This is a genomic window from Photobacterium leiognathi, from assembly GCF_030685535.1.
Classification (GTDB): Bacteria; Pseudomonadota; Gammaproteobacteria; order Enterobacterales; family Vibrionaceae; genus Photobacterium; species Photobacterium leiognathi.
Genome location: NZ_CP131601.1, coordinates 773,739 through 799,469 on the forward strand (window position 1 = coordinate 773,739; position 25,731 = coordinate 799,469).

Annotated in this window: 26 protein-coding genes; 16 read left to right on the forward strand and 10 right to left on the reverse strand. The window is 42.4% G+C overall.

The window, feature by feature from the left end:
- The first annotated feature begins 17 nt into the window (after positions 1–17).
- The 6 genes from Q7674_RS10760 to pgpA all read left to right on the forward strand — a co-directional run bounded on the left by Q7674_RS10760 (position 18) and on the right by pgpA (position 4,615).
- Complete coding sequence (locus Q7674_RS10760; protein WP_305423717.1) at positions 18–674, forward strand: riboflavin synthase; 657 nt, start codon at positions 18–20, stop codon at positions 672–674.
- 51 nt (positions 675–725) lie between these two features.
- Positions 726–1,829, forward strand: a complete 1,104-nt coding sequence (gene ribBA / locus Q7674_RS10765) for a bifunctional 3,4-dihydroxy-2-butanone-4-phosphate synthase/GTP cyclohydrolase II (protein WP_305423718.1) — start codon at positions 726–728, stop codon at positions 1,827–1,829.
- Between the two features lie 227 nt (positions 1,830–2,056).
- Positions 2,057–2,527 (forward strand): 6,7-dimethyl-8-ribityllumazine synthase, encoded by a 471-nt coding sequence (gene ribH, locus Q7674_RS10770; RefSeq protein WP_305423719.1) that lies wholly within the window; start codon positions 2,057–2,059, stop codon positions 2,525–2,527.
- Between the two features lie 2 nt (positions 2,528–2,529).
- Positions 2,530–3,000 carry a transcription antitermination factor NusB gene (gene nusB, locus Q7674_RS10775; protein ID WP_045064447.1) on the forward strand — a complete coding sequence of 157 codons (471 nt, stop codon included), beginning with the start codon at positions 2,530–2,532 and terminating at the stop codon, positions 2,998–3,000.
- Between the two features lie 132 nt (positions 3,001–3,132).
- Positions 3,133–4,116: a thiamine-phosphate kinase gene (gene thiL, locus Q7674_RS10780; RefSeq protein WP_305423720.1), complete on the forward strand. Its 984-nt coding sequence runs from the start codon at positions 3,133–3,135 to the stop codon at positions 4,114–4,116.
- A gap of 40 nt (positions 4,117–4,156) precedes the next feature.
- Positions 4,157–4,615 carry a phosphatidylglycerophosphatase A gene (pgpA, locus tag Q7674_RS10785; protein WP_042117078.1) on the forward strand — a complete coding sequence of 153 codons (459 nt, stop codon included), beginning with the start codon at positions 4,157–4,159 and terminating at the stop codon, positions 4,613–4,615.
- 511 nt (positions 4,616–5,126) lie between these two features.
- Here the strand turns inward: pgpA and dxs are convergent.
- Genes dxs through xseB form a run of 3 tightly spaced genes read right to left on the reverse strand, consistent with a single transcriptional unit; the run spans position 5,127 to position 8,154 of the window.
- Entirely contained in the window at positions 5,127–6,992 is a 1,866-nt protein-coding gene (gene dxs / locus Q7674_RS10790; protein WP_305423721.1) for a 1-deoxy-D-xylulose-5-phosphate synthase, read from the reverse strand.
- Between the two features lie 24 nt (positions 6,993–7,016).
- Entirely contained in the window at positions 7,017–7,919 is a 903-nt protein-coding gene (ispA, locus tag Q7674_RS10795) for a (2E,6E)-farnesyl diphosphate synthase (protein WP_045064440.1), read from the reverse strand.
- Positions 7,909–8,154, reverse strand: a complete 246-nt coding sequence (gene xseB / locus Q7674_RS10800; protein WP_008986358.1) for an exodeoxyribonuclease VII small subunit — start codon at positions 8,152–8,154, stop codon at positions 7,909–7,911. The genes ispA and xseB overlap by 11 nt, the downstream gene beginning before the upstream one ends.
- A gap of 348 nt (positions 8,155–8,502) precedes the next feature.
- Between xseB and pomA the strand changes: the two genes are divergently transcribed.
- From pomA to thiI, 3 genes are all read left to right on the forward strand, one after another.
- Positions 8,503–9,264: a flagellar motor protein PomA gene (gene pomA / locus Q7674_RS10805; protein ID WP_023933239.1), complete on the forward strand. Its 762-nt coding sequence runs from the start codon at positions 8,503–8,505 to the stop codon at positions 9,262–9,264.
- A gap of 11 nt (positions 9,265–9,275) precedes the next feature.
- A complete protein-coding gene (locus Q7674_RS10810; RefSeq protein WP_305423723.1) occupies positions 9,276–10,199 on the forward strand; it encodes a flagellar motor protein MotB in 924 nt (307 codons plus the stop codon).
- A 360-nt stretch (positions 10,200–10,559) separates the two neighbouring features.
- Complete coding sequence (gene thiI / locus Q7674_RS10815; protein WP_305423725.1) at positions 10,560–12,011, forward strand: tRNA uracil 4-sulfurtransferase ThiI; 1,452 nt, start codon at positions 10,560–10,562, stop codon at positions 12,009–12,011.
- 85 nt (positions 12,012–12,096) lie between these two features.
- Here thiI and Q7674_RS10820 read toward each other — a convergent pair whose 3' ends face one another.
- From Q7674_RS10820 to Q7674_RS10850, 7 genes are all read right to left on the reverse strand, one after another.
- Positions 12,097–12,714 (reverse strand): DJ-1 family glyoxalase III, encoded by a 618-nt coding sequence (locus tag Q7674_RS10820; protein ID WP_305423727.1) that lies wholly within the window; start codon positions 12,712–12,714, stop codon positions 12,097–12,099.
- On the reverse strand, positions 12,707–13,606 hold the full coding sequence (gene panE, locus Q7674_RS10825; protein WP_237156762.1) for a 2-dehydropantoate 2-reductase: 900 nt from the start codon (positions 13,604–13,606) through the stop codon (positions 12,707–12,709). Before panE ends, Q7674_RS10820 begins: the two co-directional genes overlap by 8 nt.
- 108 nt (positions 13,607–13,714) lie before the next feature.
- Positions 13,715–14,518, reverse strand: a complete 804-nt coding sequence (locus tag Q7674_RS10830) for a nucleoside-specific channel-forming Tsx family protein (protein WP_023933235.1) — start codon at positions 14,516–14,518, stop codon at positions 13,715–13,717.
- Between the two features lie 321 nt (positions 14,519–14,839).
- Positions 14,840–16,234 (reverse strand): AmpG family muropeptide MFS transporter, encoded by a 1,395-nt coding sequence (locus Q7674_RS10835; RefSeq protein ID WP_305423729.1) that lies wholly within the window; start codon positions 16,232–16,234, stop codon positions 14,840–14,842.
- 272 nt (positions 16,235–16,506) lie between these two features.
- A complete protein-coding gene (locus tag Q7674_RS10840) occupies positions 16,507–17,058 on the reverse strand; it encodes a peptidylprolyl isomerase (protein ID WP_045064429.1) in 552 nt (183 codons plus the stop codon).
- The gene (locus tag Q7674_RS10845; protein WP_008986368.1) at positions 17,058–17,627 is read right to left on the reverse strand and encodes a YajG family lipoprotein; all 570 of its coding nucleotides are present in this window, start codon (positions 17,625–17,627) and stop codon (positions 17,058–17,060) included. Before Q7674_RS10845 ends, Q7674_RS10840 begins: the two co-directional genes overlap by 1 nt.
- Positions 17,628–17,726: 99 nt before the next feature.
- Complete coding sequence (locus tag Q7674_RS10850) at positions 17,727–18,851, reverse strand: methyltransferase (RefSeq protein WP_045064428.1); 1,125 nt, start codon at positions 18,849–18,851, stop codon at positions 17,727–17,729.
- A gap of 144 nt (positions 18,852–18,995) precedes the next feature.
- On the opposite strand from Q7674_RS10850, the gene bolA reads away from it, so the two are divergent.
- The 7 genes from bolA to nqrF all read left to right on the forward strand — a co-directional run bounded on the left by bolA (position 18,996) and on the right by nqrF (position 25,728).
- A complete protein-coding gene (bolA, locus tag Q7674_RS10855; RefSeq protein ID WP_023933230.1) occupies positions 18,996–19,307 on the forward strand; it encodes a transcriptional regulator BolA in 312 nt (103 codons plus the stop codon).
- Between the two features lie 573 nt (positions 19,308–19,880).
- Positions 19,881–21,221: a Na(+)-translocating NADH-quinone reductase subunit A gene (locus Q7674_RS10860; protein ID WP_023933228.1), complete on the forward strand. Its 1,341-nt coding sequence runs from the start codon at positions 19,881–19,883 to the stop codon at positions 21,219–21,221.
- Positions 21,222–21,224: 3 nt separating this feature from the next.
- Positions 21,225–22,469: an NADH:ubiquinone reductase (Na(+)-transporting) subunit B gene (locus tag Q7674_RS10865; RefSeq protein WP_008986372.1), complete on the forward strand. Its 1,245-nt coding sequence runs from the start codon at positions 21,225–21,227 to the stop codon at positions 22,467–22,469.
- Positions 22,459–23,250 (forward strand): Na(+)-translocating NADH-quinone reductase subunit C, encoded by a 792-nt coding sequence (locus tag Q7674_RS10870; protein ID WP_305423734.1) that lies wholly within the window; start codon positions 22,459–22,461, stop codon positions 23,248–23,250. Before Q7674_RS10865 ends, Q7674_RS10870 begins: the two co-directional genes overlap by 11 nt.
- On the forward strand, positions 23,243–23,875 hold the full coding sequence (locus Q7674_RS10875; RefSeq protein ID WP_023933224.1) for an NADH:ubiquinone reductase (Na(+)-transporting) subunit D: 633 nt from the start codon (positions 23,243–23,245) through the stop codon (positions 23,873–23,875). Before Q7674_RS10870 ends, Q7674_RS10875 begins: the two co-directional genes overlap by 8 nt.
- A 7-nt stretch (positions 23,876–23,882) precedes the next feature.
- Positions 23,883–24,479: an NADH:ubiquinone reductase (Na(+)-transporting) subunit E gene (gene nqrE / locus Q7674_RS10880; protein WP_005370126.1), complete on the forward strand. Its 597-nt coding sequence runs from the start codon at positions 23,883–23,885 to the stop codon at positions 24,477–24,479.
- Between the two features lie 22 nt (positions 24,480–24,501).
- Complete coding sequence (nqrF, locus tag Q7674_RS10885; protein WP_008986375.1) at positions 24,502–25,728, forward strand: NADH:ubiquinone reductase (Na(+)-transporting) subunit F; 1,227 nt, start codon at positions 24,502–24,504, stop codon at positions 25,726–25,728.
- Positions 25,729–25,731: the final 3 nt, after the last annotated feature.

Genomic DNA, 25,731 nt, shown 5'->3' on the forward strand with positions numbered 1-25,731 from the left:
ATATTCAAGGATTTACCATGTTCACCGGGATTATTGAAGCAACTGGAACTATTACGGCGTTAACACCAAAAGGTGCCGATATCTCTGTTACGGTAGATTCTGGCAAGCTTGATCTAGCAGATGTAAAGCTAGGTGATAGTATCGCAACGAATGGCGTGTGCTTAACGGTTGTAGCGCTGACAGGCAAAGGTTATGTCGCAGATCTCTCGCTTGAAACGATTAAGCGTACCGCGTTTGCTGATTACAAAGCGGGGCAAGTGGTGAATTTAGAAAAAGCTATGCTTCCAACCACACGTTTTGGTGGCTACATGGTGTCAGGTCACGTTGATGCGGTAGCGGAAATTATCGAGCGTCACCAAACAGGTCGTGCGATTGAGTTTTGGGTAAAAGCACCTGCACATCTTGCGAAATACATTTCAGAAAAAGGTTCAGTTGCTGTTGATGGTATTAGCTTAACTGTGAATGAAATTAACGGTGATGAGTTTAAGTTGACCATTGTTCCGCATACGGCATTAGAAACCACCATGGATGCCTTCAAGCCTGGTCGTAAAATTAACCTCGAAGTGGATGTGATAGCACGTTACCTAGAGCGCTTAATGTTGGGTGATAAGGCTGCTGACAAAAAATCACAAGTTACTATGGATTTATTAGCAAGAACGGGCTTTCTTGGCTAAATACGATTGTTAGCTAATTAGCTAAGGTACATAAGAATTAAGGGTAGTGTTATGGCTTTAAGCAGCGCAAAAGAAATAATTGATGATATTCGTCAGGGCAAAATGGTTATTCTGATGGATGATGAAGATCGTGAGAATGAAGGCGATCTGATCATTGCATCTGAAAAAATCACCCCTGAGGCGATCAACTTTATGGCGACATACGGTCGTGGTTTAATTTGTTTAACATTAAGCAAAGCGCGTTGCCAAAAATTGAATCTACCTTTAATGGTTCAAGATAACACTGAGCAGTTTGGTACACCTTTCACCATCTCCATTGAAGCGGCTGAAGGAGTAACAACCGGTATTTCTGCAGCGGATCGTTCTCGTACAGTACAAGCAGCGGTTGCACCAAACGCAACGGCGGCTGACATTGTAATGCCGGGTCATATCTTTCCTCTAATGGCACAAGAAGGTGGTGTATTAACTCGTGCAGGTCACACTGAAGCGGGTTGTGATGTGGCACGTTTAGCTGGTCTTGAGCCATCAAGTGTGATTGTTGAGATCCTAAATGAAGATGGCACCATGGCGCGTCGTCCTCAGCTTGAAGTATTCGCAGAAAAGCATGGTTTGAAATTAGGTACCATTGCTGATCTGATTGAATACCGTAATAACCATGAAACTACGATTGAGCGTGTAGCTGAATGCCGTTTACCAACGGAGTTCGGTGAGTTTGAGATGATCACTTACCGTGACAAGATTGATAACGAAGTACACTACGCGCTGCGTAAAGGTGATATTAAAGCAGGTGAAGAAACATTAGTCCGTGTTCACCTACAAGACACTTTCAAAGATATTCTGCAATCAGGTGCGACCCAGTGGACGCTACCGACTGCGATGAAACGTATCAGTGAAGAAAACGGTGTGTTGGTTGTGCTAAGTAAGCAAGAATCAACCGAATCGATTATTCACAAAGTGAAAAATATTGCTGCTGAAGAAGCGGGTCAACCTAAGGTGAAGGTGACGCAGAAAGATCCTTCTCGCCAAGTGGGTGTAGGCTCTCAAATTCTATCAGATTTGGGCGTGAGCAAAATGCGCTTATTATCATCAAGCACGCAACGTTATCACTCACTTTCAGGCTTCGGTCTAGAAGTTGTTGAATACATTTGCGATTAAACTTGCTGAAAGCGAGTGCTAAAATAAGTTCCATTCGCGGTAGTTACTCAATTGATTCTGATAATTACCGCATTTCAAATGCTGTTTATTGGTCGAATCAAGGACAGATAAGCAATAAATATTAACAAATAGGTTGAAACCGACGGTTGTCCGTAGCAGAGATATTGCAAAGTGTGATAGACTCCCGCGGTTTCTCAAACCGGAAAGACATAGTCACAGGAAGGCCCATGAAGGTAATTGAAGGCGCCATCGCGGCACCAAACGCAAAAGTTGCTATCGTAATTGCACGCTTCAACAGCTTTATTAACGAAAGCTTACTTTCAGGTGCACTAGATGCGCTGAAACGTCAAGGACAAGTTAGCGAAGACAACATCACTGTTGTTCGTTGCCCTGGCGCTTACGAGCTACCACTAGTTGCTCAACAGATCGCGAAAAGCGATCGTTACGATGCTATCGTTGCTCTAGGCTCAGTTATTCGTGGTGGTACACCACACTTCGATTATGTTGCGAGTGAGTGTAATAAAGGTCTAGCACAAGTTGCACTTGAGTATAATACTCCAGTTGCATTTGGTGTTCTGACTGTAGATTCTATTGAACAAGCCATTGAGCGTGCCAGTACCAAGGCTGGTAATAAAGGGGCAGAGGCTGCACTAAGCGCGCTCGAAATGGTTAATGTCCTGTCCCAAATCGAATCCTAATAATGGGGGTTACTGTGAAACCAGCCGCACGTCGTAATGCACGTCAGTTTGCTGTACAAGCTATTTACTCTTGGCAACTTACTAAAGGTAATGTTGCTGATATCGAACAACATTTTCTTTCTGGCGACAAGTTTGAAGAAGAAGAACATCAAGCTGATGCGCCAGTACTAGCTGCACCACATACTGATGTTAGCTACTTCCGTGATCTGTTCACAGGCGTAGTAGTAAGCCACCAGGAACTTGATAGCAAGATGCGTCCATACTTGTCTCGTCCTCTACAGGATCTAGACCAAATGGAACTAGCGCTACTTCGTCTTGCAATGTACGAAATGGTTAAACGTGAAGACGTACCATTTAAAGTTGTTATCAACGAAGCAATCGAACTAGCTAAGCTGTTCGGCGCTGAAGATAGCCACAAGTTCGTAAACGGTGTACTTGATAAAGCTGCACCAACACTTCGTAAAGAAAAGTAATTTTCTGAAGTACGAGAGTAGATAAAAGAAGTCAGCTTTGCTGGCTTTTTTTTTATCTGTTGTGTTGATATGAGGCAACGGAAAAGATAAGGGCACTATAATAGTGGCTGAAAATGGATGAGTTGAACGATAATGGCAACAGGTGAATTTGATTTAATTGGGCGCTATTTTGAGCATCAGAAGATAAACCGTTCAGATGTTGATCTTGCGATTGGTGATGATTGTGCGCTGCTGCGTGTCCCCGAAGGATATCATTTAGCGATCAGTACCGATTCGCTGGTGGCAGGTACCCATTTTCTCGCAGATGCCGATCCAAAGCAGGTGGCACATAAAGCCTTAGCTTCGAATTTAAGTGATTTAGCCGCCATGGGCGCAACCCCGGCTTGGGTATCTTTGGCGTTAACCTTACCGTCGTTTGATGAACAATGGCTCAGTGCGTTTTGTGAAGGCTTTTTCCAATTAGCAGAGCAATATAATGTGCAGTTAATTGGCGGTGATACCACTAAAGGTCCGCTAAGTATTACATTAACCGTGCAAGGTTTTGTACCTGTGGGGCAAGCATTAACTCGCAGTGGTGCAAGTTCAACAGATGCAATATATGTTATCGGTCAATTAGGTGATAGTGCTGCTGGTTTAGCGTTATTATTAAAAGATAAACAGTGTGATAATACAGCATTGTCACAAGCATTAATGACGCGTCATTTTATGACTATGCCGCAAGTTGAAGCGGGTACATTACTGCGCGGTAAAGCATCGGCAGCATTAGATATATCCGATGGTCTCATCGCCGATCTTGGTCATATTTTAAAACGCTCGAATGTTGGTGCTGAAATTTATACAGAAGCACTACCAATATCAGCTGAGCTGGCTGCGTTTTGTGAAACACCAGAGCAAGCACAACAGATGGCGCTGAGCAGTGGTGAAGAGTATCAATTGTGCTTTACTGTGCCAGTTGAACAGTGTGATGACGTTGAAGCATTAATGGCGAAACAAGGTATTCAGATCTCTCGAATTGGTCAATTAACCGAGAATAAAGGCATAGTGCTGCTCAATAATGGTGAACCAGTTAATTGGCAATTATCCGGTTGGGATCATTTCGAGAGCGAAAGTAAATAAGGTATAGAACGTGTCAACCAATCCTAAAGATTTATTAAAAATGAGTAACCCGTGGCATCTATTAGCGACAGGGTTTGGTAGTGGTTTAGCGAAATATGTGCCGGGCACAATGGGGACATTAGCCGCGATCCCGTTCTATCTGTTATTAGCCCAATTGCCTTTTGGTTGGTACTTAGTTGCCGTGCTTGTTGCAGCATTAATTGGCGTGAAAATTTGTACCATTACTTCTGGTGACATGAAGGTACACGATCACGGCAGTATCGTATGGGATGAGTTTGTTGGCTTTTGGATCACCATGGCAATAGCCCCAACGGTAAGCTGGCAATGGGTATTAACTGGTTTTATTCTATTTCGTTTCTTCGACATGGTAAAACCTTGGCCTATCAGTTGGTTAGATAAGCATGTAAAAGGCGGCTTTGGGATCATGGTCGATGATATCCTCGCGGGTTTCATGGCAATGATTGCTTTATGGGTCGTAGGCTATTGGCTTGGTTTTTAATAATTAAGTTCGATTTAGATATTGAAAAGCTGCACATGATGCAGCTTTTTTTGTGTGTAAAATTCACTAAACAATGTCGTATAAATAATAAAAAAGGCATTTATTACAAAAGAGAAAATGAAGTTGTCTAGTCTCAAATAAATAAGCAGTGAAAAGTTTGTTTAATGAGCAGCTATCTTCGATATTTGAGCTTGGGCTTATTACTTTCTACCGCCAGGTTTCCTGTTACTGTTAACGCCAATGAGCAGATCATTTTTATGCCGCTTATCCGTTTGAAAATATCGTCATTGATAGTAATCAGCATCCTGAATTACTGATCACGAGAGTAAAGGGTGATGGTGATATTGGTGGTTTAGAAAAAGCAGATGTGCATTGGATCCCAACAATGATCCTCATGGAGATGTAAAGGCTATAAAAGGTTTTCACGAAGAGAATAATCTCAAGTGAAAACCTTCTTGTTACTTGTACTGATGCTAAATAATGGTGTTAGCTAACCGATTTGATTGCTAGGTTATTTCGCAAGGTAAGCGCGAATTTGTTTCTCGATACCTTTACCATTAATTTCTAGCATTTCGTGTAGTTCAGCTTGTGTGCCTTGTTCAATGAAACGATCAGGTAAGCCAATGTTTAGTACTGGTTTAATGCATTTTTCTTTCATTAATAACTCAACCACACCGCTACCAGCACCGCCAGCAATGGCGTTTTCTTCCACTGTTACGATAATATCGTGAGTCTTAGCTAGCTCTAGTACTAACTCTTCATCTAGTGGTTTGACAAAGCGCATATCAGCAACCGTTGCATTCAGATTGTCAGCAGCTTCTAATGCGTAACCTAGCATGCTACCAAAGTTAAGAATGGCAACTTTTTCACCGTGACGGCGGATTAAGCCTTTACCAATCTCAAGTTCAGTCATGGTTTGCTCAATCTCAACACCCATACCAGTACCACGAGGGTAACGAACTGCACTTGGACCTTGATGTTTATGGCGAGTGTAAAGCATTTGGCGACATTCGTTTTCGTCACTTGGGGCCATGATCACCATGTTAGGAATACAGCGCATAAAGCTAATATCAAACGCACCTTGGTGAGTTTGACCATCTGCACCTACTAAGCCTGCACGATCAATGGCAAACATCACAGGAAGATCCATGATCGCCACATCATGAATAAGTTGATCGTAGCCTCGTTGTAAGAAGGTTGAGTAAATTGCCACAATAGGGTGGTAACCACCAATCGCCATACCTGTTGCTAATGTCACTGCGTGTTGTTCGGCAATTGCCACATCAAAGTATTGATCTGGGTACTCTTTTGAGAAGCGTACCATGCCAGAGCCTTCACGCATTGCTGGTGTGATCGCCATAAGCTTGTCATCAACGGCTGCCATATCACATAGCCAATCACCGAAGATTTTAGAGAAAGTAGGGCTTGCACTTTTCGATTTCGGCAGTGGGTTTTGACTTAAATCGAATTTTGGTACTGCATGGTAATTGATTGGATCAGCTTCAGCTGGTGCATAGCCTTTACCTTTCTTCGTCATAATGTGAAGAAATTGCGGGCCTTTAAGATTACGCATGTTTTTCAGCGTTTTAACTAGCTCATGAACATCGTGACCGTCAATTGGGCCAATGTAGTTAAAACCAAGCTCTTCAAACATGGTGCTTGGAACAACCATGCCTTTGATGTGCTCTTCTGCACGCTTAACCATTTCTTTAATTGGTGGCGCACCAGATAACACTTTTTTACCGCCTTCACGGATCGAAGTGTAGAAATTACCTGAAAGCAAATGGGCTAAATGATTATTTAATGCGCCAACGTTTTCAGAAATCGACATTTCGTTATCATTTAGGATCACAAGCATGTCACTGTGTACATCACCTGCGTGGTTCATGGCTTCAAATGCCATACCCGCTGTGATTGCGCCATCACCAATAATGCTGACAACTTTACGACCTTGGCCTTCTTTTTCTGCTGCGATCGCCATACCTAAACCAGCACTGATGGAGGTAGATGAGTGACCAACAGAAAGCGTATCGTACTCACTTTCACCACGCCATGGGAATGGATGCAAACCGTCTTTTTGACGAATGGTTGCCATGTCATCACGACGACCAGTTAAGATCTTATGTGGGTAAGCTTGATGACCAACATCCCAGATTACCTGATCAAAAGGGGTGTTGTAGACATAGTGCAAGGCAACCGTGAGCTCGACAGTGCCAAGCCCTGATGCAAAGTGGCCGCTGGTCTGACTAACAGATTTCAACAAGTAAGTACGAAGTTCATCGCATACTTGTGGAAGGCTTTCAGCTGGCAATAATCGTAATTCATCAGGCGTGTTAGCAAGTGCCAGATGAGGGTATTTTGAGATATCCAAGGTCATAACAGTTTCGGCGCTTATACGGATTTAGCTCTTGCGTTCGATAATATATCGGGCAAAAACTTCTAATTGGGATGTATTGTAGGGTATAGCCGCTAATGCTTGTAGTGCTTCTTGATAAAGTAGCTGCGCTTTTTCTTGCGCACCCTCAAGGCCAAGCAGTGCTGGGTATGTGCTCTTATCAAGTTCAAGATCTGAGCCTTGTGGCTTACCGAGTGTTTCGGTATCGCTGATCACATCTAAAATGTCATCTTGGACTTGGAAGGCAAGGCCTATCGCTTCGGCATACTTATCAAGTTGCGGCAAAATCGCAATACCTTTCTCGCCAGCAGCTAAAGCTCCTAAACGAACAGCACAGCGGATCAATGCCCCTGTTTTATGTCTGTGGATTAATTCTAGTTGTTCTAATCCAACATGTTTGCCTTCAGCCTCAAGATCTAAAGTTTGTCCTAGACACATGCCAGCAGCACCTGAGGCTTTAGCAAGTTCACTTACCATAGCAATACGTTGGGTATTGCCATCTTGGCTCAATTGACCGTTAGCTAAAATCTCAAATGCCAAGGTTTGTAGTGCGTCACCTGCAAGAATCGCAGTCGCTTCATCAAACGCAATATGACAGGTCGGTTGACCACGACGCAGTGCATCGTCATCCATTGCAGGTAAATCATCATGGATCAATGAATAAGCATGAATACATTCAACGGCTGCTGCTGGTGTATCAAGATCATCTTGAGTGACGCCTAGCATTTCCCCTGTTACATAGGTCAGAAATGGACGCGCTCGTTTACCACCCAGTAATGTTCCATACTGCATGGCTTTAATTAAGGCTTTATCAGCAAAAGGTTGCGTCGCTAGCCAGTGGGCTAATACATCGTTGCTGCGTTGTTGATAGCACTTAAGGGATAGTGATAAAGGAGAACTATTCGTCATGGCTAGGTTCAAAGTCAGTCAGTGGTGCTTCATCATCTGCCTGAAGCAAAATTTCTACGCGTTGCTCTGCTTGAGTCAGTTTTTGCTGGCTGCTGCGAGCTAAGGCAATGCCTCGTTCGAATTTTTTTAGCGCATCTTCGAGTGGAATATCGCCAGATTCTAGTTCATTGACAATGGCATCTAGCTCATCAAGGGCGGCTTCGAATGCCATATTTTCTGGTTTTTTTGCTGCCATATCATTTTCACTCTTATCTAAGTGCAGGAAAAATAACGTAGAGAATTACTGGGGTCAAATTATGTCACAGTAATCTGTGTCGCAGACAGTAATTTTCATAAATAGTCAGCATTTATTGGTTAAGAAAAAGCTAAATGAAAAACTGTTGTGGTCGATAAAGAGTTACTTTGCTGAAGAAATTCATCACTTGCTGCCAAATTTTAGCAAACTAAATCATGAATATGGTGGCGGCTTTAAAGTTTTGATTCACTTTAAATCGTATTATCTCAGTGAAGGATTTCTATGTGTTAATTGAGTGTCAATAAACGCAAGCCAGTTATATTTACCTAGCAAAAAGAGGAACATGCTTTGGATTTGGCAACGCTTATAGGATTGCTTGGTGCATTCGCATTTATTGTCATGGCGATGCTGCTTGGCGGCGATCTCGTGATGTTTTTTGATACCTCATCATTATTGATTGTGTTGGGCGGAAGTACGTTCGTCGTACTAATGAAATACAACATTGGGCAATTCTTTGGTGCTGCAAAAATTGCTGTGAAAGCCTTCATATTTAAAACGGACAATCCTGAAGAGTTAATTGCAAAAATTGTAGAAATGGCAGATGCCGCGCGTAAAGGGGGGTTTTTAGCCCTAGAGGAAATGGACATTGCCAATCCATTTATGCGTAAAGGCATTGATATGCTGGTGGATGGGCATGATGCTGAAGTGGTACGAGGCACTTTGCAAAAAGATATTTCTTTAACCAATGAGCGCCATGAGCAAGGGGTGGGTATTTTCTCATCCTTTGGTGATGTAGCCCCTGCTATGGGAATGATCGGTACCTTGATTGGCTTGGTTGCCATGCTTTCAAACATGGATGATCCTAAATCTATCGGTCCTGCCATGGCGGTCGCTTTGTTAACAACGTTATACGGTTCAATGTTAGCCAATATGGTCGCCATTCCTATTGCTGACAAATTAACCCTACGTAAAGAGCAAGAGCGCCTAAATAAGCGTCTTATTCTTGATGGTGTTTTAGCGATCCAAGATGGACAAAACCCACGGGTGATTGATGGTTACCTGAAAAATTATCTTCATGAGAAGAAACGTAGCAGCATCATTGACGAGTAAGAGACGGTCGAATGGAAGAACAAGCATGCAAATGTAAAAAAGGAGCGCCACCGTGGATGGCGACTTTTGCCGATCTTGCGACCTTGCTGATGTGTTTCTTTGTGTTGTTGTTGTCGTTTTCTGAAATGGATGTGTTGAAGTTCAAGCAAATTGCAGGTTCGATGAAATATGCTTTCGGGGTGCAAAATATGTTGGAAGTCAATGACATTCCTAAAGGCACCAGTGTGATCGCACAGGAATTTCGTCCTGGTCGTCCAGAGCCAACACCGATTGAAGTGATCATGCAGCAGACCATTGATATGACGCAGCGAACGTTGGATTTTCATGAAGGCGATTCAGATCGTGCTGGTGGCACACAACGTGACGCGAGTAATTTAACCGTTGGTCAAAGTAAGAAAACCGCGACAGAGAATAATGAGAACGAGCAAGAAGAGCTCGATAAAATGCAAAATCAGCTAAAAGAAGTGCTCACCAAAGCCTTAGAGCGTGAAATTAGCGATAAAGTGATTGAAATCGAGAATCTTGGTCAACAATTGGTGATCCGTATTCGTGAAAAAGGCGCATTTCCTGAAGGTTCGGCTTTTTTGCAGCCCAAATTCAAACCATTGGTTCGCCAGATTGCGTTATTAGTGAAAGACGTACCGGGTATTATTCGGGTTTCGGGCCATACCGCTAACGATCAGATGGACTCAGAGCTATATCGTTCTAATTGGGATCTATCAGCGCAGCGTGCAGTATCGGTAGCGCAAGAAATGGAAAAAGTGAAAGGGTTTGATCACACCAAAATGCGTGTAGTGGGATTAGCTGACACTATGCCGATTGCTGATAACAAGACTAAGGAAGGACGAGCGAAAAACCGTCGTGTCGAAATTTCTATCATGCAAGGTAAACCGCACGAGACTGATGAAATTAGCAGTGATTTTACCTCTCAATAATACGTGCTAGTGAGTGGTTTAAAACGGTATAACGGCAGTGGAAACACTGCCGTTATCTTTTATCCCCAAGCGACTTCAAGATGCCTGATTCAGAGCGAGGTCACTGAAATGATAGTTGCCGCTTTAGATGATCGTGACTAAGGTAAATATAATTGAAAGCTAATGACGCGCAGCAGTGATGGCTGAAGATAACTTAGTGAGTTTTCATATCTTTGTTTCAGTGGTCGATAGCTTGCTGTATAATTCGCGCCTTTAATTCCGTTTGGTACTCTCTATCAATTTACGCGATATGATCTGCAATATCATCCGTGAAGAATTGGTTCTATTCTGTACTGTTAGCCCAGTGAAGCGAAGCGTGTTATGAAATTTATTGTTAAACCACATCCAGAGATTTTTGTTAAAAGTGATTCAGTGCGTAAGCGTTTTATCAAAATTCTTGAGTCTAATTTACGCATTATCCTAAAGCGTCAGTCTGAATCTGTTAGTGTCTATAACCGTCGTTTTTCACTGGAAATTAATGAGCCGGATGAATCGAAGCGCGACATGGTTCTAGCAGTATTGACGCAAACGCCGGGTATTCACCACACGCTTGAAGTACAGCAAACGGAATTTACTGATCTTCATAATGTCTTTGAGCAAACCCTAGCACTTGTTGCTCCTGAGCTTGAAGGCAAAACATTCTGCGTACGTGCAAAACGCGTGGGTAAGCACGATTTCACATCAATCGAAGCTGAACGTTACGTGGGCGGTGGTCTTAACCAAGCGATTGAAACGGCAAAAGTACGTCTGAAAAAGCCTGACGTTACCGTTAATATCGAAATCGAACATAACTTACTTAACTTAGTACTTTGTCGTCATGAAGGCCTAGGTGGTTTCCCTCTAGGTACACAAGAAGACGTACTAAGCTTGATCTCTGGTGGTTTCGACTCTGGTGTATCAAGTTACTTACACATCAAACGTGGTAGTAAAGTTCATTACTGTTTCTTTAACCTAGGTGGTCCTGCACACGAGATCGGTGTGAAGCAAGTCGCTCACTACCTATGGAATAAATACGGCTCTTCAGCGAAAGTTAAATTCATTGCTATTGATTTCGAACCTGTTGTGGGTGAGATCTTAGAGAAAGTGGATGATGGTAAAATGGGCGTGATCCTAAAACGTATGTTCATGCGTGCTGCGGGTAAAGTTGCCGATAAATTTGGTATCGAAGCGCTTGTTACTGGTGAAGCATTAGGTCAGGTATCAAGCCAGACCCTAACTAACCTTCGTCACATTGATGGCGTGACAGATAGCTTGATCTTACGTCCACTTATTAATTGGGATAAAGAAGATATCATCAACCTAGCGCGTGAAATTGGTACTGAAGATTTTGCCAAGACGATGCCAGAGTTCTGTGGTGTGATCTCTAAGAGTCCAACAGTGAAAGCCGTTAAAGCGAAGCTAGAAGCGGAAGAAGAGAAGTTTGATTTCTCTATTCTTGATCGTGTTGTTGACGAGGCTCGTGTGATGGATATTCGTGACATCGAAAAACAAAGCCAAGAGCAAGCACCTGAAGTTGAGCTAGTTGATCAAGTGGCTGGCGATGCTATCGTACTTGATATTCGTAGCCCTGACGAAGAAGACGAAAGCCCACTAGAGCTTGAAGGTATTGAAGTGAAGCACTTACCTTTCTATAAGCTAGCGACACAGTTTGGTGACTTACCACAAGATAAGACTTACCTACTGTACTGTGATCGTGGCGTGATGAGCCGTCTACAAGCGCTTTACTTAAAAGAAAATGGTTTTGAGAACGTAAAAGTTTACCGTCCTCTATAATCTGAATGCTTGTATTTAAAAGCTAAAACAAAGCCTCGCAAATGTTGCGAGGCTTTTTGTTTTCTAACTGTTTAAGCTATCAGTATTAAGTGCGAGGCAACACGTCATAATGCATGTTTGGCCATACCACCATAGGATCGGCAACTTCAGCAGCTTTAGCTTTATTTTCTAATTGAGTCACGATCTCTAATGCAAACTCTTGTGCTGTGCCCGGGCCTTGGCTGGTCAGTAAACGATGATTTTTATCATAAACCACACGCTTTACACGCAATTGCTTTTCTGGAATTTGACTTTGGAAAGCTGGGTGACATGTCATTAACGATTGAGAAAATAACTCATTAGGAATAAACATGACCGGCAGTGTGGCACAAATAGCCGCGATCAGTTTGCCGTCGTAGTGATGCTGTTTTACAAACTCAATGACAAGTGGACTATCTCGAAAATGCTCAGCACCTTTTAATCCCCCCGGTAGTACCACACAGTCAAATTGCTCATCAGCTATAGCAATTAATGGGGTATCAGCAACGAGCTTGATCCCACGTGAGCCATCTAAAATCAGTGCGCCATCTTCAGCGCTACTTGCAACGATGACCTCAAAACCTGCGCGTTTTAGAATCGCAATGGTATTGATAGCTTCCATTTCTTCACTGCCAGGGGCAAGGCATACAGCCACACGAGGAAGCACTTTTGTTTGCTCATGCATGATATGAGGACTCCATAGATTTGATCCGTTGCCATAACTGCTGATTGGCAGGTACAGCAATATCGTATTGTTTCGCTCGGCGAATAAGATAGCCCGTAATATAGTCTATTTCGGTTTGACGCTGATAAAAAACATCACGATTCATTGAAGAATAGTTGTTAGCTGTTGCGTGAGTAACCATTAATACTTGCTTGTAAAGCGCTTGCGCCGTGGTTTGATAACCTTCAGCCGTCATTACCAGTGCCACTTCATTACAAATTTGCTTTAACTGGCTTTGATATTGCGCTTGTGCCAATTCACCATTAGAACATTGGTTGATTGCTGTTAATGGATTGATAGCACAGTTAATCGCTAGCTTTTGCCACAATGGCTGCATGATGTCGGTGTGCCATTTGCAAGGTGTTAATGCTTGATCTAGCAATTCAGCAATGCTTGAAAAATCGCGAGGTGTATTTGTTTGCATCGCACCGATAAAGGTTTGTCCATTACCAGTATGCCTTAACAGTCCCTCTGATTTGAGAGCAGCTTGTGAGGTTGTCGCGTACAAAGTATCGTGGGTAGGTAACTGCTGCTTAATGATTTCTTGGCTACCAATGCCATTGTGCATGATCACGATAATACAAGAAGCTGGGATATGGTTAATGATTGGTGCTAATGCCATTTCCACTTGAAATGATTTAACGGTAACAAGCAGTAAGTCACTTTGAGATAGGTGTTCAATGTTATTAGCAGTAAAGAGAAAGGGTTGTGGATTATCATTTAGGGCTTGGTAATTAACCGAATAATCAGGGTTAGAAGAGCGCGTCCAAACTTGGACATCATGTTGTTGCTGCTTTAATGCAACAGCCCAAAGAGAGCCAATGGCTCCGGCACCTAATACTGTGATTTTCACGTTTATATCCATTCTTCGCTATCTTGCGTAAGATACTAACATTATTGGTAAATCACAGGATCAAAAAAGGCGCTATGAAAGCGCCTTTTAAGCCATTTACAAGAAATATTAGAACTTGTAAGAAAGGCTGAAGTATTGAGCAACACCAGATGATTTAAATGCATCTGAATCTTTGATGCCATATACATTATGGTAAGCTTTCAGGCCGTAACCAACAGCAAATCGCTCTGAGTGCCAGTAAAGACCGTTGAACATAGCACCGCCATTACTTGCTGATGTATATTTATCTTTCATACCAAACTGGTAATCAATGTAACCTTGGTAAGATAGGAAGCTACCATTTGCGAATGTGTAGAAAGGCTTAAACCAGTTAGTCGATACTTGATAACCGTTCCAGTCTTTTTTATTCATATCGTATAAAGAGTAAACATTGAAGCCTACTTTGCCAAGCCAAGGAACATTAACATCTGAACCTAGACCAACGAAGTAGTTATTTACACCGCCATTGTCGCCGCCCCAGTTCATTAAAGTAGCGACATAAACTTCTTGTATAGGACCAAACGAAAGATCTTTGCCCGTTAGAGCATCTAGAGAGATACGCGGAGCAAATTTCATGAACATTTTGTCTTTTGAACCAGATTTATCTTGGCTATCAGAGTTAGTTAAGTTGAATACATCAACATAGCCATATAAATCAAAAATGCCTGAACGACCACCAAATTCCATTTCAAGATAGTCATGACCTGTGTGCGCATCATTTGAGCGAGGTAGTTCTTTGTAAGCATACATCAGATTGAATTGCATCCACTTGTAATCATTCTTGTGGATGTCATCAGAGTAGTCAGCTGCATTTGCTAACGAAGGTAAAGCTGTTGCTGCTAAAACGCTAAGTGCTACTAATGATTTGCGCATGTTTTTATCTCGCTATGGTGGTCTATAGTTCGGGATTTTGGCCGCCCCGTTTTTGTACTGCTAATTCTATTGCTTAATCTCTCACTTGGGAATGTAACGTTTGCGCAAACCTTTGCTTTTTGTGATCTAGATCGTCTGAAATCTATTACATTTACAAAATAAGCGTGATCTTTGTTCGTTTTTTTTACGCATTTAGTGAACTTTTTATGAGGTTGATGTTCTTAGGCGATTTTTTTGGTAGCAAAAATATGCAATTTGCATAAAGAATGTAGAGGTAAGATCCCTGCTTTCAACAGAAATCTTACCTAAAGTGCGAGAGGATTATTGTTCTTCGATTGCGGTAGGAGATTCAGCAGATGTTAGTGCTGAATTTTTCGCAACTAGACGGATTAAAATCAGTACAGGAATACCGATCAGTGCTGTAGTTAAGAAAAAGATGTTGTAGCCAAAATGATCAACATACATGCCAGAGAAGCCTGCAATGAATTTTGGGAATAGCAACATGATCGAACTGAATAACGCATACTGGGTTGCAGAGAATGCCACATTGGTTAAGCTCGACATAAAGGTAATGAAGGCGGCTGTTGCAATACTAGCACCTAAATTGTCAGCTGAAATGACTAAAGTTAGCATTTCGATATTGTTACCAACGTAGGTAAAGATCATAAACAATAGGTTAGTGATCGCTGATAATAATGCACCTAGTGCAAGAATGCGCAATGTACCAAATTTATTCACCAAGATACCGCCTAAGCCAGCACCTACTAACGTCATGATCACACCAAACACTTTTGATATTGATGCAACTTCACTTTTGGTAAAGCCCATATCAACATAGAATGCATTCGACATCACGCCCATGACAACATCAGAAATACGGTAACAGCTGATCAGCAATAAGATCAGCAGAGCATTCTTGCCATAGCGTTGGAAAAAGTCTTGGAATGGCATGATCACAGCAGTATAGAACCATGCACCTAACTTAGCCTGACGCTTGCCTAAGCCTTTCTGTTGCAGTTTTTGCTGGTATTCATCTTCGATCTTTTCAATAGATGAACTATCAATATTAGGCTCTTTAACTAACAGTGTAGTTATCACACCAATTAGCATCATACCAGCCATGATAAAGTAAGCAGCTTTCCAACCGGATGGATCATAGCCACTGTCTGAGCCAAACCATGCTGCAAAAGCCAGTGCGCCTGCACCAGCCATAATCATTGCAAGGCGATAACCAGCCATATAAGTGGCAGAAAGTGCTGCCTGTAAACGCACAGTGGCTAATTCAATACGAAATGCATCAATAACAATATCTTGGGTTGCAGAAGCAAACGCAACCACGATAGCAAAAAGGGCGAATTGTACGAGATCCGTTTGTGGGTTACTGGTTGCCATTCCGCATAGTGACAAGATGATGATCAGCTGTGAAAACAACATCCAGCCTCGGCGGCGACCAAAAAGTTTGGAAAAAATAGGTAGTGGAAAACGGTCTACTAATGGTGACCATGCCCACTTAAAACCATAAGCCAGTGCCACCCAGCTAAAAAAGCCAATACTGGTACGGCTAACATCAGCTTCACGTAACCAAAAAGAAAGTGTTCCAAACACCAGTAGAATAGGTAAACCGGATGAGAACCCGAGCGCAAACATGATCAGAGCTTTGGGATTTAAATACACACGCCAGTAGGTGGTATTATCCTGTTGTATGGCTTTATCCATATTTTCCTCATAGCACAAGCATCCATTGCGGTACTTGCCAAAAATGAAACTGTAATTTTATCTTTATAAACCAGATCTTAGCAGCATTAAACTAAGTTCGCATTGGGTCATTGTTAATTCGACAACAAGATATGTGGTTAATTCAGCAGTGCTTGCCGAGAAGTTACTTGGGTATATATGGATAGACCAAGATTTCAGGATAGGAAATTTTTTGTGGAAACGAGCAGTGCGGAAACGCCACCTATGAATGAGGGCATAGGTGGCATCATTTATTATTTAACGACTTTCATCGATTCAATAATGATTGGCTTTTGTGGTACGTCTTGCATGCCTGTAGCAGGGCTCGAGCCTGTTGGAATTTTTGCCATGTCTTCTACAACATTAAAACCGTTGATCACTTTACCGAAAACAGCGTAACCAGGATTGTTACCAGCAGCATTTAAGAAGCTGTTATCTTTGTAATTAATAAAGAATTGGTTCGTTGCTGAGTTAGGATCTTGCGTACGTGCCATGGCAACGGTCGCTGTATCATTTTTCAAGCCGTTGGTTGCTTCATTTTTGATTGGTGCATGAGTCGGACGTCTGTTCATGTCTTTGTCAAAGCCACCACCTTGTGCCATAAAGCCAGGGATCACACGATGGAAGATCGTACCGTTGTAACTGCCTTCTTCTACATAACGTAAGAAGTTCTTGCTAGTAATTGGTGCCTTTTCATCATTTAACTGAATAGTGAAATCACCTAAGTTTGTTGTTACTAAAACTTTAGTAGCAGCACTAACAGGTAAAGCAATCAGTAAACATAGTGCGAGTAAAAAACGTGGCATTAAAGATTCTCCGTTAAATATTGACGTAATTCGCCATCATTGGCGATTTCATTGAGCACTGAATTCATCATTTTTTCTAAGCTTTGCGCAATGTCTTCACGTTTCACTTTTAATGGCTCTTGTTTAGTAGAACGTGCTGAATATTGCTTACTAAATGTGCCTTTTGGTGTGGTTACCACAAGCGCAATTTGTAGTTCGCTATTCATGTCGTACTTAACAAGGCCTTGTTTTACGTTAACTAGCGCTTTTTCAATATTAATAGCAATGTTTGATGACGCAGAAGGTGTTACTTTGATCCCTTCACTTGCCAATTGCTTTGTTAAGGCATTCTGAAATGTTGCTGCAATATTTTCAGCAGGTTGGAATACCTCAACATTTTTCGCACCGCTATCGACAACACCAATATATTGCTGGCTTCGTGAGTCTTTACTCGACATCTGCACGCTTAGGTGATTAGCTGTTTGTGATGCAATCACAGGTGTGAGTGTTAGAGCTAATGGTGGCTGTACAGGGTTGCTTGCACATGCACTCATTAATAAAGCAGTTGCAATAACGATGTATTTTTTCATGCTCTCCATTTCCTTTGCGCTAGTTGTATAAATATAAACGAAAAAATCGAATGTTATTAAACATCACAAGCAATTAATTCGCGTCATAACGACGTTAGATTATTTTGTTGATTGTAATACTACAAACTTATTGTTTTGACCTATCAGTTTCACATTGCTAAATACGCGTTTTAACTTCTCATGGTAGCCTAATTGGCGATTACCAATCACAATCATCTCACCACCTTTACGCAAGGTACGCTGTGCATCGCAAAACATTTGCCATGCAATATGATCTGTTACGGTATTTTGCTGGTGGAACGGGGGATTACAAAGTACTAAATCTGCACTGTCAGGTTCAAAGTTATCTAAACAGTTAGCGTTAACTACGGTCAACTGTTCTGGATTTTCTAGGTTAATATTGGCATTTTCTCGACATGATGCCGCAGCCATAAAGCTCTCATCAACACAGGTGACTTTAGCTTGTGGATTTAATTGCGCCGCTTTAATACCAATCACTCCATTACCACAGCCAAGATCGATAATGTCTTGGTATTTTTTATCTTGTGGAATGAAATCTAACAGTAAACGACCGCCAATATCTAAACTGTCACTAGAAAATACATTGGCATGGTTAGTGATTGTTAACTTATGCTCAGGCACATCCCATTGTGTTGGGCGGGGGAGGGGCTTGGCTAAGCTTGGATTGGCTTTACAAAATATTAAACGTGCTTTTTTTACCGCGAGCGATGTTTTTGTTTCACCTAAGAATTTTTCAAATAGCTTCAATGTTGAAGTATGAATTTCTTTCACTTTACCTGCGGCGATCACCATGCAGTCAGCTGGAAGTAAATGGCAAAGTTGTTGCAATTGCCAGCTTAATAAGCGGTTATTTTTAGGTTGTTTAAGTAAAACCAATTGTGGGTTTTGCGGTAATTTTGCAAGGCAATCAATAATAGAGATTGGTGGTAATTGATTGCGTTCTAAATTCTCTTGGCATGCTTGTTTAGCAATAAAGGAATCTGTCACGCTAGTGACTGGTGCTTGATTAGTAAACCAACAACCTAGCGCGCCAAAGCTATCGTTCATGATCAGAATTGGGCGTTCAGGGTCGAGTTCCATTTCTTGACAGTGATTGATCAGGTACTCATCTGCGGCGTCCCATGCTTGCAGAGTTTCATTTTTCCTTACTGGAAAGCGTTTTAGCGTTAAGGTGCGTTGATGTAAGGTTAGCTCTGGTTTCATTGCGGATAACTTTCAGGTATGTTTACGAAATAGTCGGCTATTTTCGCAGAACACCACGCGAGTGCAAAGGAAATACGACACTAAAACAAGAATAAAAGAGAGAAAGATTTGGCAATAGCGCGATATTGTCGACGGAGGTTTACCATGATCCAACAACGTATTGAGCATAAGCTTAATGAAGCATTTTCACCTAAGCACTTAGAGGTGTTAAATGAAAGCTATATGCATAATGTTCCACCGGGCTCAGAGAGTCACTTCAAAGTGGTTGTTGTGAGTGAGCAATTTAATGATCAACGTTTGATTGAGAGACATCGTTCTATCAATAGCGTACTTGCTGATGAACTAGCAAACCATATTCATGCATTAGCTATTCATACTTATACAGAAGCTGAGTGGGCTGAATCAATGACTGCGCCAACATCGCCGTCTTGTCGAGGTGGTTCACAAATTGGCTAATTAGCTCATAATTTTCTTAAATAAAAGGTCGTTGTTATAACGGCCTTTTTTATTTTCTGCGGTAACGATAGCACCCAGTATTTTATTTTGAATTTGTCATAAATTGTGAAAAATTAGCTATAGATTTAATGGTTTAAAAATTCAATCAATATTCACATAATGAATACAGGGTTGTTATTATTTTGTTTGCTGTTGGTTAATTTGAACGTGATTTAATGGCGGTTTTGTTAAAAAATGCATCGAAAATAAATGCAATGCTAAATTGTGTTATTTTTAAGAAATGTGCGCTTGGTCAAATTTATTAAGTTATGAAACTATTGCGCTTCATTTGTTGCTTGGTTTTCAGTCGGAATCGCGCGTATTAGCATAGAAAAAACGACTCGATTAATGGTAGAATCGCCGCCTTGAAAAATTACTCATCGCATAGGTTGTGGTGCAGTGGTTAACTAGATGTTGCGGTATTGGTGCTTTACAGGTGAGGTCTTACCTGTAGACCGATTTCGAATCATGGAAAGTCGTGTCTTAATTGCGCAATAGAAAATTCTTTTTCCCTTTAATGTAGTGCAAGTGCGTATGATTACAATAAAAAAGGGTCTGGATATCCCAATTTCAGGGACTCCTACCCAGGCGATACATGATGGCAATGCCATCTCTAAAGTCGCCTTGCTTGGCGAAGAATATGTTGGTATGCGTCCTACAATGCATACTCGCGTAGGGGATGTAGTGAAAAAAGGTCAGGTTCTTTTTGAAGATAAGAAGAATCCAGGCGTAAAATTCACTGCTCCAGCTAGCGGCAAGGTAGCGGAAATCAACCGTGGTGCTAAGCGCGTTCTTCAATCTGTAGTGATTGATGTTGAAGGCGACGAGCAAATCACATTTAATAAGTATGAGTCAGCTCAACTTGCTCAACTTGATCGCGCTGTAGTAGTTGATCAATTGGTTGAATCTGGTCTATGGACTGCGCTTCGCACTCGTCCATTTAGCAAGGTTCCTGCAGTAGGTTCTGAGTCTCAAGCTATTTTTGTGACTGCAATGGATACAAATCCATTGGCTGCGAATCCAGAAGTTATCATCAATGAGCAAAGCGACGCTTTCATTGCTGGTTTGACGATCCTATCTCGTCTAACAAGCGGTAAAGTTTACGTTTGTAAATCTGGTGCTAGCCTTCCTCGTTCATCTGAAGCAAATGTTGAAGAGCACGTATTTAACGGTCCGCACCCAGCGGGTCTTGCAGGTACGCACATTCACATGCTTTACGGTGCAGATGCAAACCACATTGCTTGGAGCATCAACTACCAAGACGTTATTGCGTTCGGTAAGTTGTTCCTAACTGGTGAGCTATTTACCGATCGCGTTGTTTCTCTTGCAGGTCCAGTTGTCAACAAGCCCCGTCTAGTGCGTACTCGCCTAGGTGCTTCTGTTGAGCAACTAACTGATTCAGAAATGATGCCTGGTCAACTACGTGTACTTTCAGGTTCAGTGCTTAACGGCGTGAAAGCTGATGGTCCACATGCTTACCTAGGTCGCTACCACCTACAAGTATCAGCACTGCGTGAAGGCTATGAAAAAGAATTCATGGGCTGGATTGCACCTGGTAAGAACAAGTTTTCTGTAACTCGTACATTCTTAAGCCAGTTCTTCCCTGGTCAGTTGTTCAATATGACAACAACAACGAATGGCTCTGAGCGTTCAATGGTGCCAATCGGTAATTACGAAAAAGTAATGCCACTAGACATCGAACCTACATTGCTACTTCGTGATCTATGTGCTGGTGATTCAGACAGCGCGCAACAACTTGGTGCATTAGAACTAGATGAAGAAGATCTAGCACTATGTACATTTGTTTGCCCTGGTAAGTATGAGTTTGGTCCACTGCTACGTGAGTGCTTGGACAAAATTGAGAAGGAAGGGTAATTCATGGGTCTCAAGAATTTCCTCGAAGATATCGAACACCACTTTGAACCAGGTGGTAAGCATGAGCGTTGGTTTGCACTATACGAAGCATTCGCAACAATCATGTACACACCAGGTCAAGTAACGCGTACTTCTGCGCACGTTCGTGACAGTATCGACCTTAAGCGCCTAATGATCATGGTATGGCTTGCGGTCTTCCCAGCAATGTTCTGGGGTATGTACAACGTGGGTGACCAAGCTATTGCTGGTCTTAACCACCTTTACACTGCTGACAAACTAGCGGGTGTTATTGCTGCTGATTGGCATTACTGGTTTACCCAAATGCTAGGCGGTACCCTATCAGTTGACGCTGGTTGGGGCAGTAAGATGCTGCTTGGTGCAACGTATTTCCTACCTATCTACGCAGTTGTATTTGCTGTGGGTGGTTTCTGGGAAGTGTTGTTCTGTATGGTGCGTAAGCACGAAGTTAACGAAGGTTTCTTTGTAACTTCTATTCTTTTCGCATTGATCGTTCCACCTACACTACCACTTTGGCAAGCGGCACTAGGTATTACCTTTGGTGTTGTAGTCGCAAAAGAAATTTTTGGTGGTACAGGTCGTAACTTCCTTAACCCTGCACTTGCAGGTCGTGCGTTCCTATTCTTCGCATATCCAGCTCAGATCTCTGGTGATCTAGTATGGACTGCGGCGGATGGTTTCTCTGGTGCGACTCCGCTAAGTCAGTGGGCTCAAGGTGGTCAAGCAGGCGTTGTTAACACTATCACTGGTCAAAACATCACTTGGATGGACGCATTCATCGGCCACATCCCAGGTTCTATCGGTGAAGTTTCTACTCTAGCTATCCTTATCGGTGGTGCATTCATCGTTATTATGGGTATTGCTTCATGGCGTATCATTGCAGGTACTATGATCGGTATGATTGCAGCAGCAACACTATTTAACATCATCGGTTCTGATACTAACCCAATGTTCAGTATGCCTTGGCAGTGGCACCTAGTTCTAGGTGGTTTTGCATTCGGTATGATGTTCATGGCAACAGACCCAGTATCTGCAGCGTTTACCAACAAAGCAAAATGGTGGTATGGCGCATTGATTGGTGCGATGGCTGTAATGGTGCGTGTAGTTAACCCTGCATACCCAGAAGGCATGATGCTAGCGATCCTATTCGCTAACTTATTTGCACCTCTATTTGACAACCTAGTTGTTCAAGGCAACATCAAGCGGAGACTGGCTCGCCATGGCAAGTAATAAAGATAGCATTAAAAGAACGCTGCTTTTTGTTGTTGTATTGAGCTTAGTGTGTTCAGTAATCGTATCTGTGGCGGCTGTTTCACTACGTTCTAAGCAGCAAGAAAATGCGGTACTAGACGTACAGCGCAACATTCTTTCTGTTGCAGGACTACTAACACCAACAACAAATGTTAAAGAAACATACGGTCAATTCATCGAGCCTAAGCTTGTTGATATTAAGACTGGTACTTATGTTTCTGAAGTTGACGGTCAAACAGCTGCACAATACAACCAACGTGCAGCAGCGAAAGATCCTAAAGAATCGACTAAGCTTCCAGCTAGCGAAGATTTAGCGAAGATCATTCGTCGTGCGAACGTGGCAACTGTATACCTTGTTAAAGATGCAGCTGGTCAAACAACGAAAGTGATCCTACCTATCCACGGTAACGGTCTATGGTCAATGATGTATGCTTTCGTAGCTGTTGGCATGGACGGTAATACTGTTGACGGTATCACTTACTACGATCAAGCAGAAACTCCGGGATTGGGTGGTGAAGTTGAAAACCCAACATGGCGTGAGCAGTTCGTTGGTAAGAAGTTGTACGACATGAACTTCAAGCCTATGATCAAGATTGTTAAAGGTGGCGCGCCAGCTGGTAGCGAACACGGTGTTGACGGTCTTTCAGGTGCGACACTAACAAGTAACGGTGTACAGCACACCTTCGATTTCTGGTTTGGTGCTCAAGGCTTCGGTCCTTACCTTGCTAAGCTACGTGCAGGAGATCTGAATAATGGCTGATGCTAAAGAAATGAAAAAGATCCTATTTGGACCTTTTATCAGTAATAACCCAATCGCCCTTCAGATCCTTGGTGTATGTTCGGCGCTAGCGGTAACAACAAAATTAGAAACAGCGTTTGTTATGACAATCGCAGTAACTGCGGTAACTGCATTCTCTAACTTATTTGTTTCGCTTGTACGTAATCAAATCCCGAACAGCGTGCGTATCATTGCTCAAATGGCAATCATCGCATCACTAGTAATCGTGGTAGACCAGGTACTAAAAGCGTACCTATACGATATCTCTAAGCAGCTATCTGTATTCGTTGGTCTTATCATTACTAACTGTATCGTAATGGGTCGTGCAGAAGCATACGCAATGAAGTCCGCGCCACTACCATCATTCATTGACGGTCTTGGTAACGGTCTTGGGTATGGTTTCGTACTGATCACAGTAGCTTTCTTCCGTGAACTATTAGGTTCTGGCAAGCTATTCGGTATGCAGGTTCTACCACTAGTTTCTGACGGTGGTTGGTACCAGCCTAACGGTCTAATGCTGTTAGCGCCGTCTGCTTTCTTCCTAATCGGTTTCATGATCTGGATTATTCGTACTTTCCGTCCAGAACAAGTAGAAGCGAAGGAGTAAGGGGAACATGGAACATTATCTTAGCCTATTAGTTCGTTCGATTTTTATCGAGAACATGGCGTTATCTTTCTTCTTAGGTATGTGTACATTCCTTGCGGTATCTAAGAAAGTTAAGACCTCTTTTGGTCTTGGTGTTGCGGTAATCGTAGTACTTACGATCGCAGTACCTGTAAACAACCTTGTTTACACATACTTATTGAAAGATGGTGCACTAGTTCAAGGTGTTGACCTTAGCTTCCTGAACTTCATTACTTTCATCGGTGTTATCGCGGCTTTAGTACAGATCCTAGAAATGATTCTGGATCGCTTCTTCCCGCCTCTATATAACGCACTAGGTATTTTCCTACCGTTGATCACAGTTAACTGTGCAATCTTCGGTGGTGTATCGTTCATGGTACAACGTGACTACAACTTTGTTGAATCAATCGTATATGGCTTCGGCTCTGGTACAGGTTGGATGTTAGCAATCGTTGCACTTGCGGGTATCCGTGAAAAGATGAAATATTCAGATGTACCTGCAGGTCTACGTGGTCTAGGTATTACCTTCATCACAGTTGGTCTGATGGCGTTAGGCTTCATGTCTTTCTCTGGCGTACAGCTGTAATCAGGATAAGTAAGGAATATCAATGGATATTATTCTTCTTGGCGTAGTCATGTTCACCTTGATTATCCTGGCTCTAGTTTTAGTAATTCTATTTGCTAAATCTAAGCTAGTACCAACAGGTGACATCACTATCTCAGTAAACGGCGATCCAGAAAAAGCGATCAAAACTGGTGCAGGCGGCAAGCTACTAGGTGCTCTAGCGGGTAACGGTATCTTCGTATCATCTGCATGTGGTGGCGGTGGCTCTTGTGGTCAGTGTCGTGTAAAAGTTAAATCTGGCGGCGGCGATATTCTGCCAACAGAATTAGATCACATCACTAAAGGTGAAGCACGTGAAGGCGAGCGTCTTGCGTGTCAGGTTAACGTTAAGTCTGATATGGACATCGAACTACCTGAAGAAATCTTTGGTGTGAAGAAGTGGGAATGTACTGTTATCTCTAATGATAACAAAGCAACCTTCATCAAAGAGCTTAAGCTACAAATTCCAGATGGCGAATCAGTACCTTTCCGTGCTGGTGGTTACATCCAGATTGAAGCACCTGCTCACCACATTAAGTACTCTGACTTTGATGTTCCAGAAGAGTACCGTGAAGACTGGGATAAGTTTAACCTATTCCGTTACGAGTCTAAGGTTGATGAAGATATCATCCGTGCTTACTCAATGGCTAACTACCCTGAAGAGTTCGGTATTATTATGCTAAACGTGCGTATCGCTACGCCGCCGCCTAATAATCCAGACGTACCACCAGGTCAAATGTCATCATTCATCTGGTCACTGAAAGAAGGTGACAAGTGTACTATCTCTGGTCCATTCGGTGAGTTCTTCGCGAAAGACACTGATGCAGAAATGGTATTCGTAGGTGGTGGTGCAGGTATGGCGCCAATGCGTTCTCATATCTTCGACCAACTTAAGCGTCTGCACTCTAAGCGTAAGATGTCTTACTGGTACGGTGCACGTTCTAAGCGTGAAATGTTCTACGTTGAAGATTTCGATATGCTTGCTGCTGAAAACGATAACTTCGTATGGCACTGTGCACTGTCTGATCCACAACCTGAAGACAATTGGGATGGTTACACTGGCTTCATCCATAACGTGCTTTACGAAAACTACTTACGTGATCACGAAGCACCTGAAGACTGTGAATACTACATGTGTGGTCCACCAATGATGAACGCCGCTGTTATCAGCATGCTGAAAGATCTTGGTGTAGAAGACGAAAACATCCTACTAGATGATTTCGGTGGCTAATAC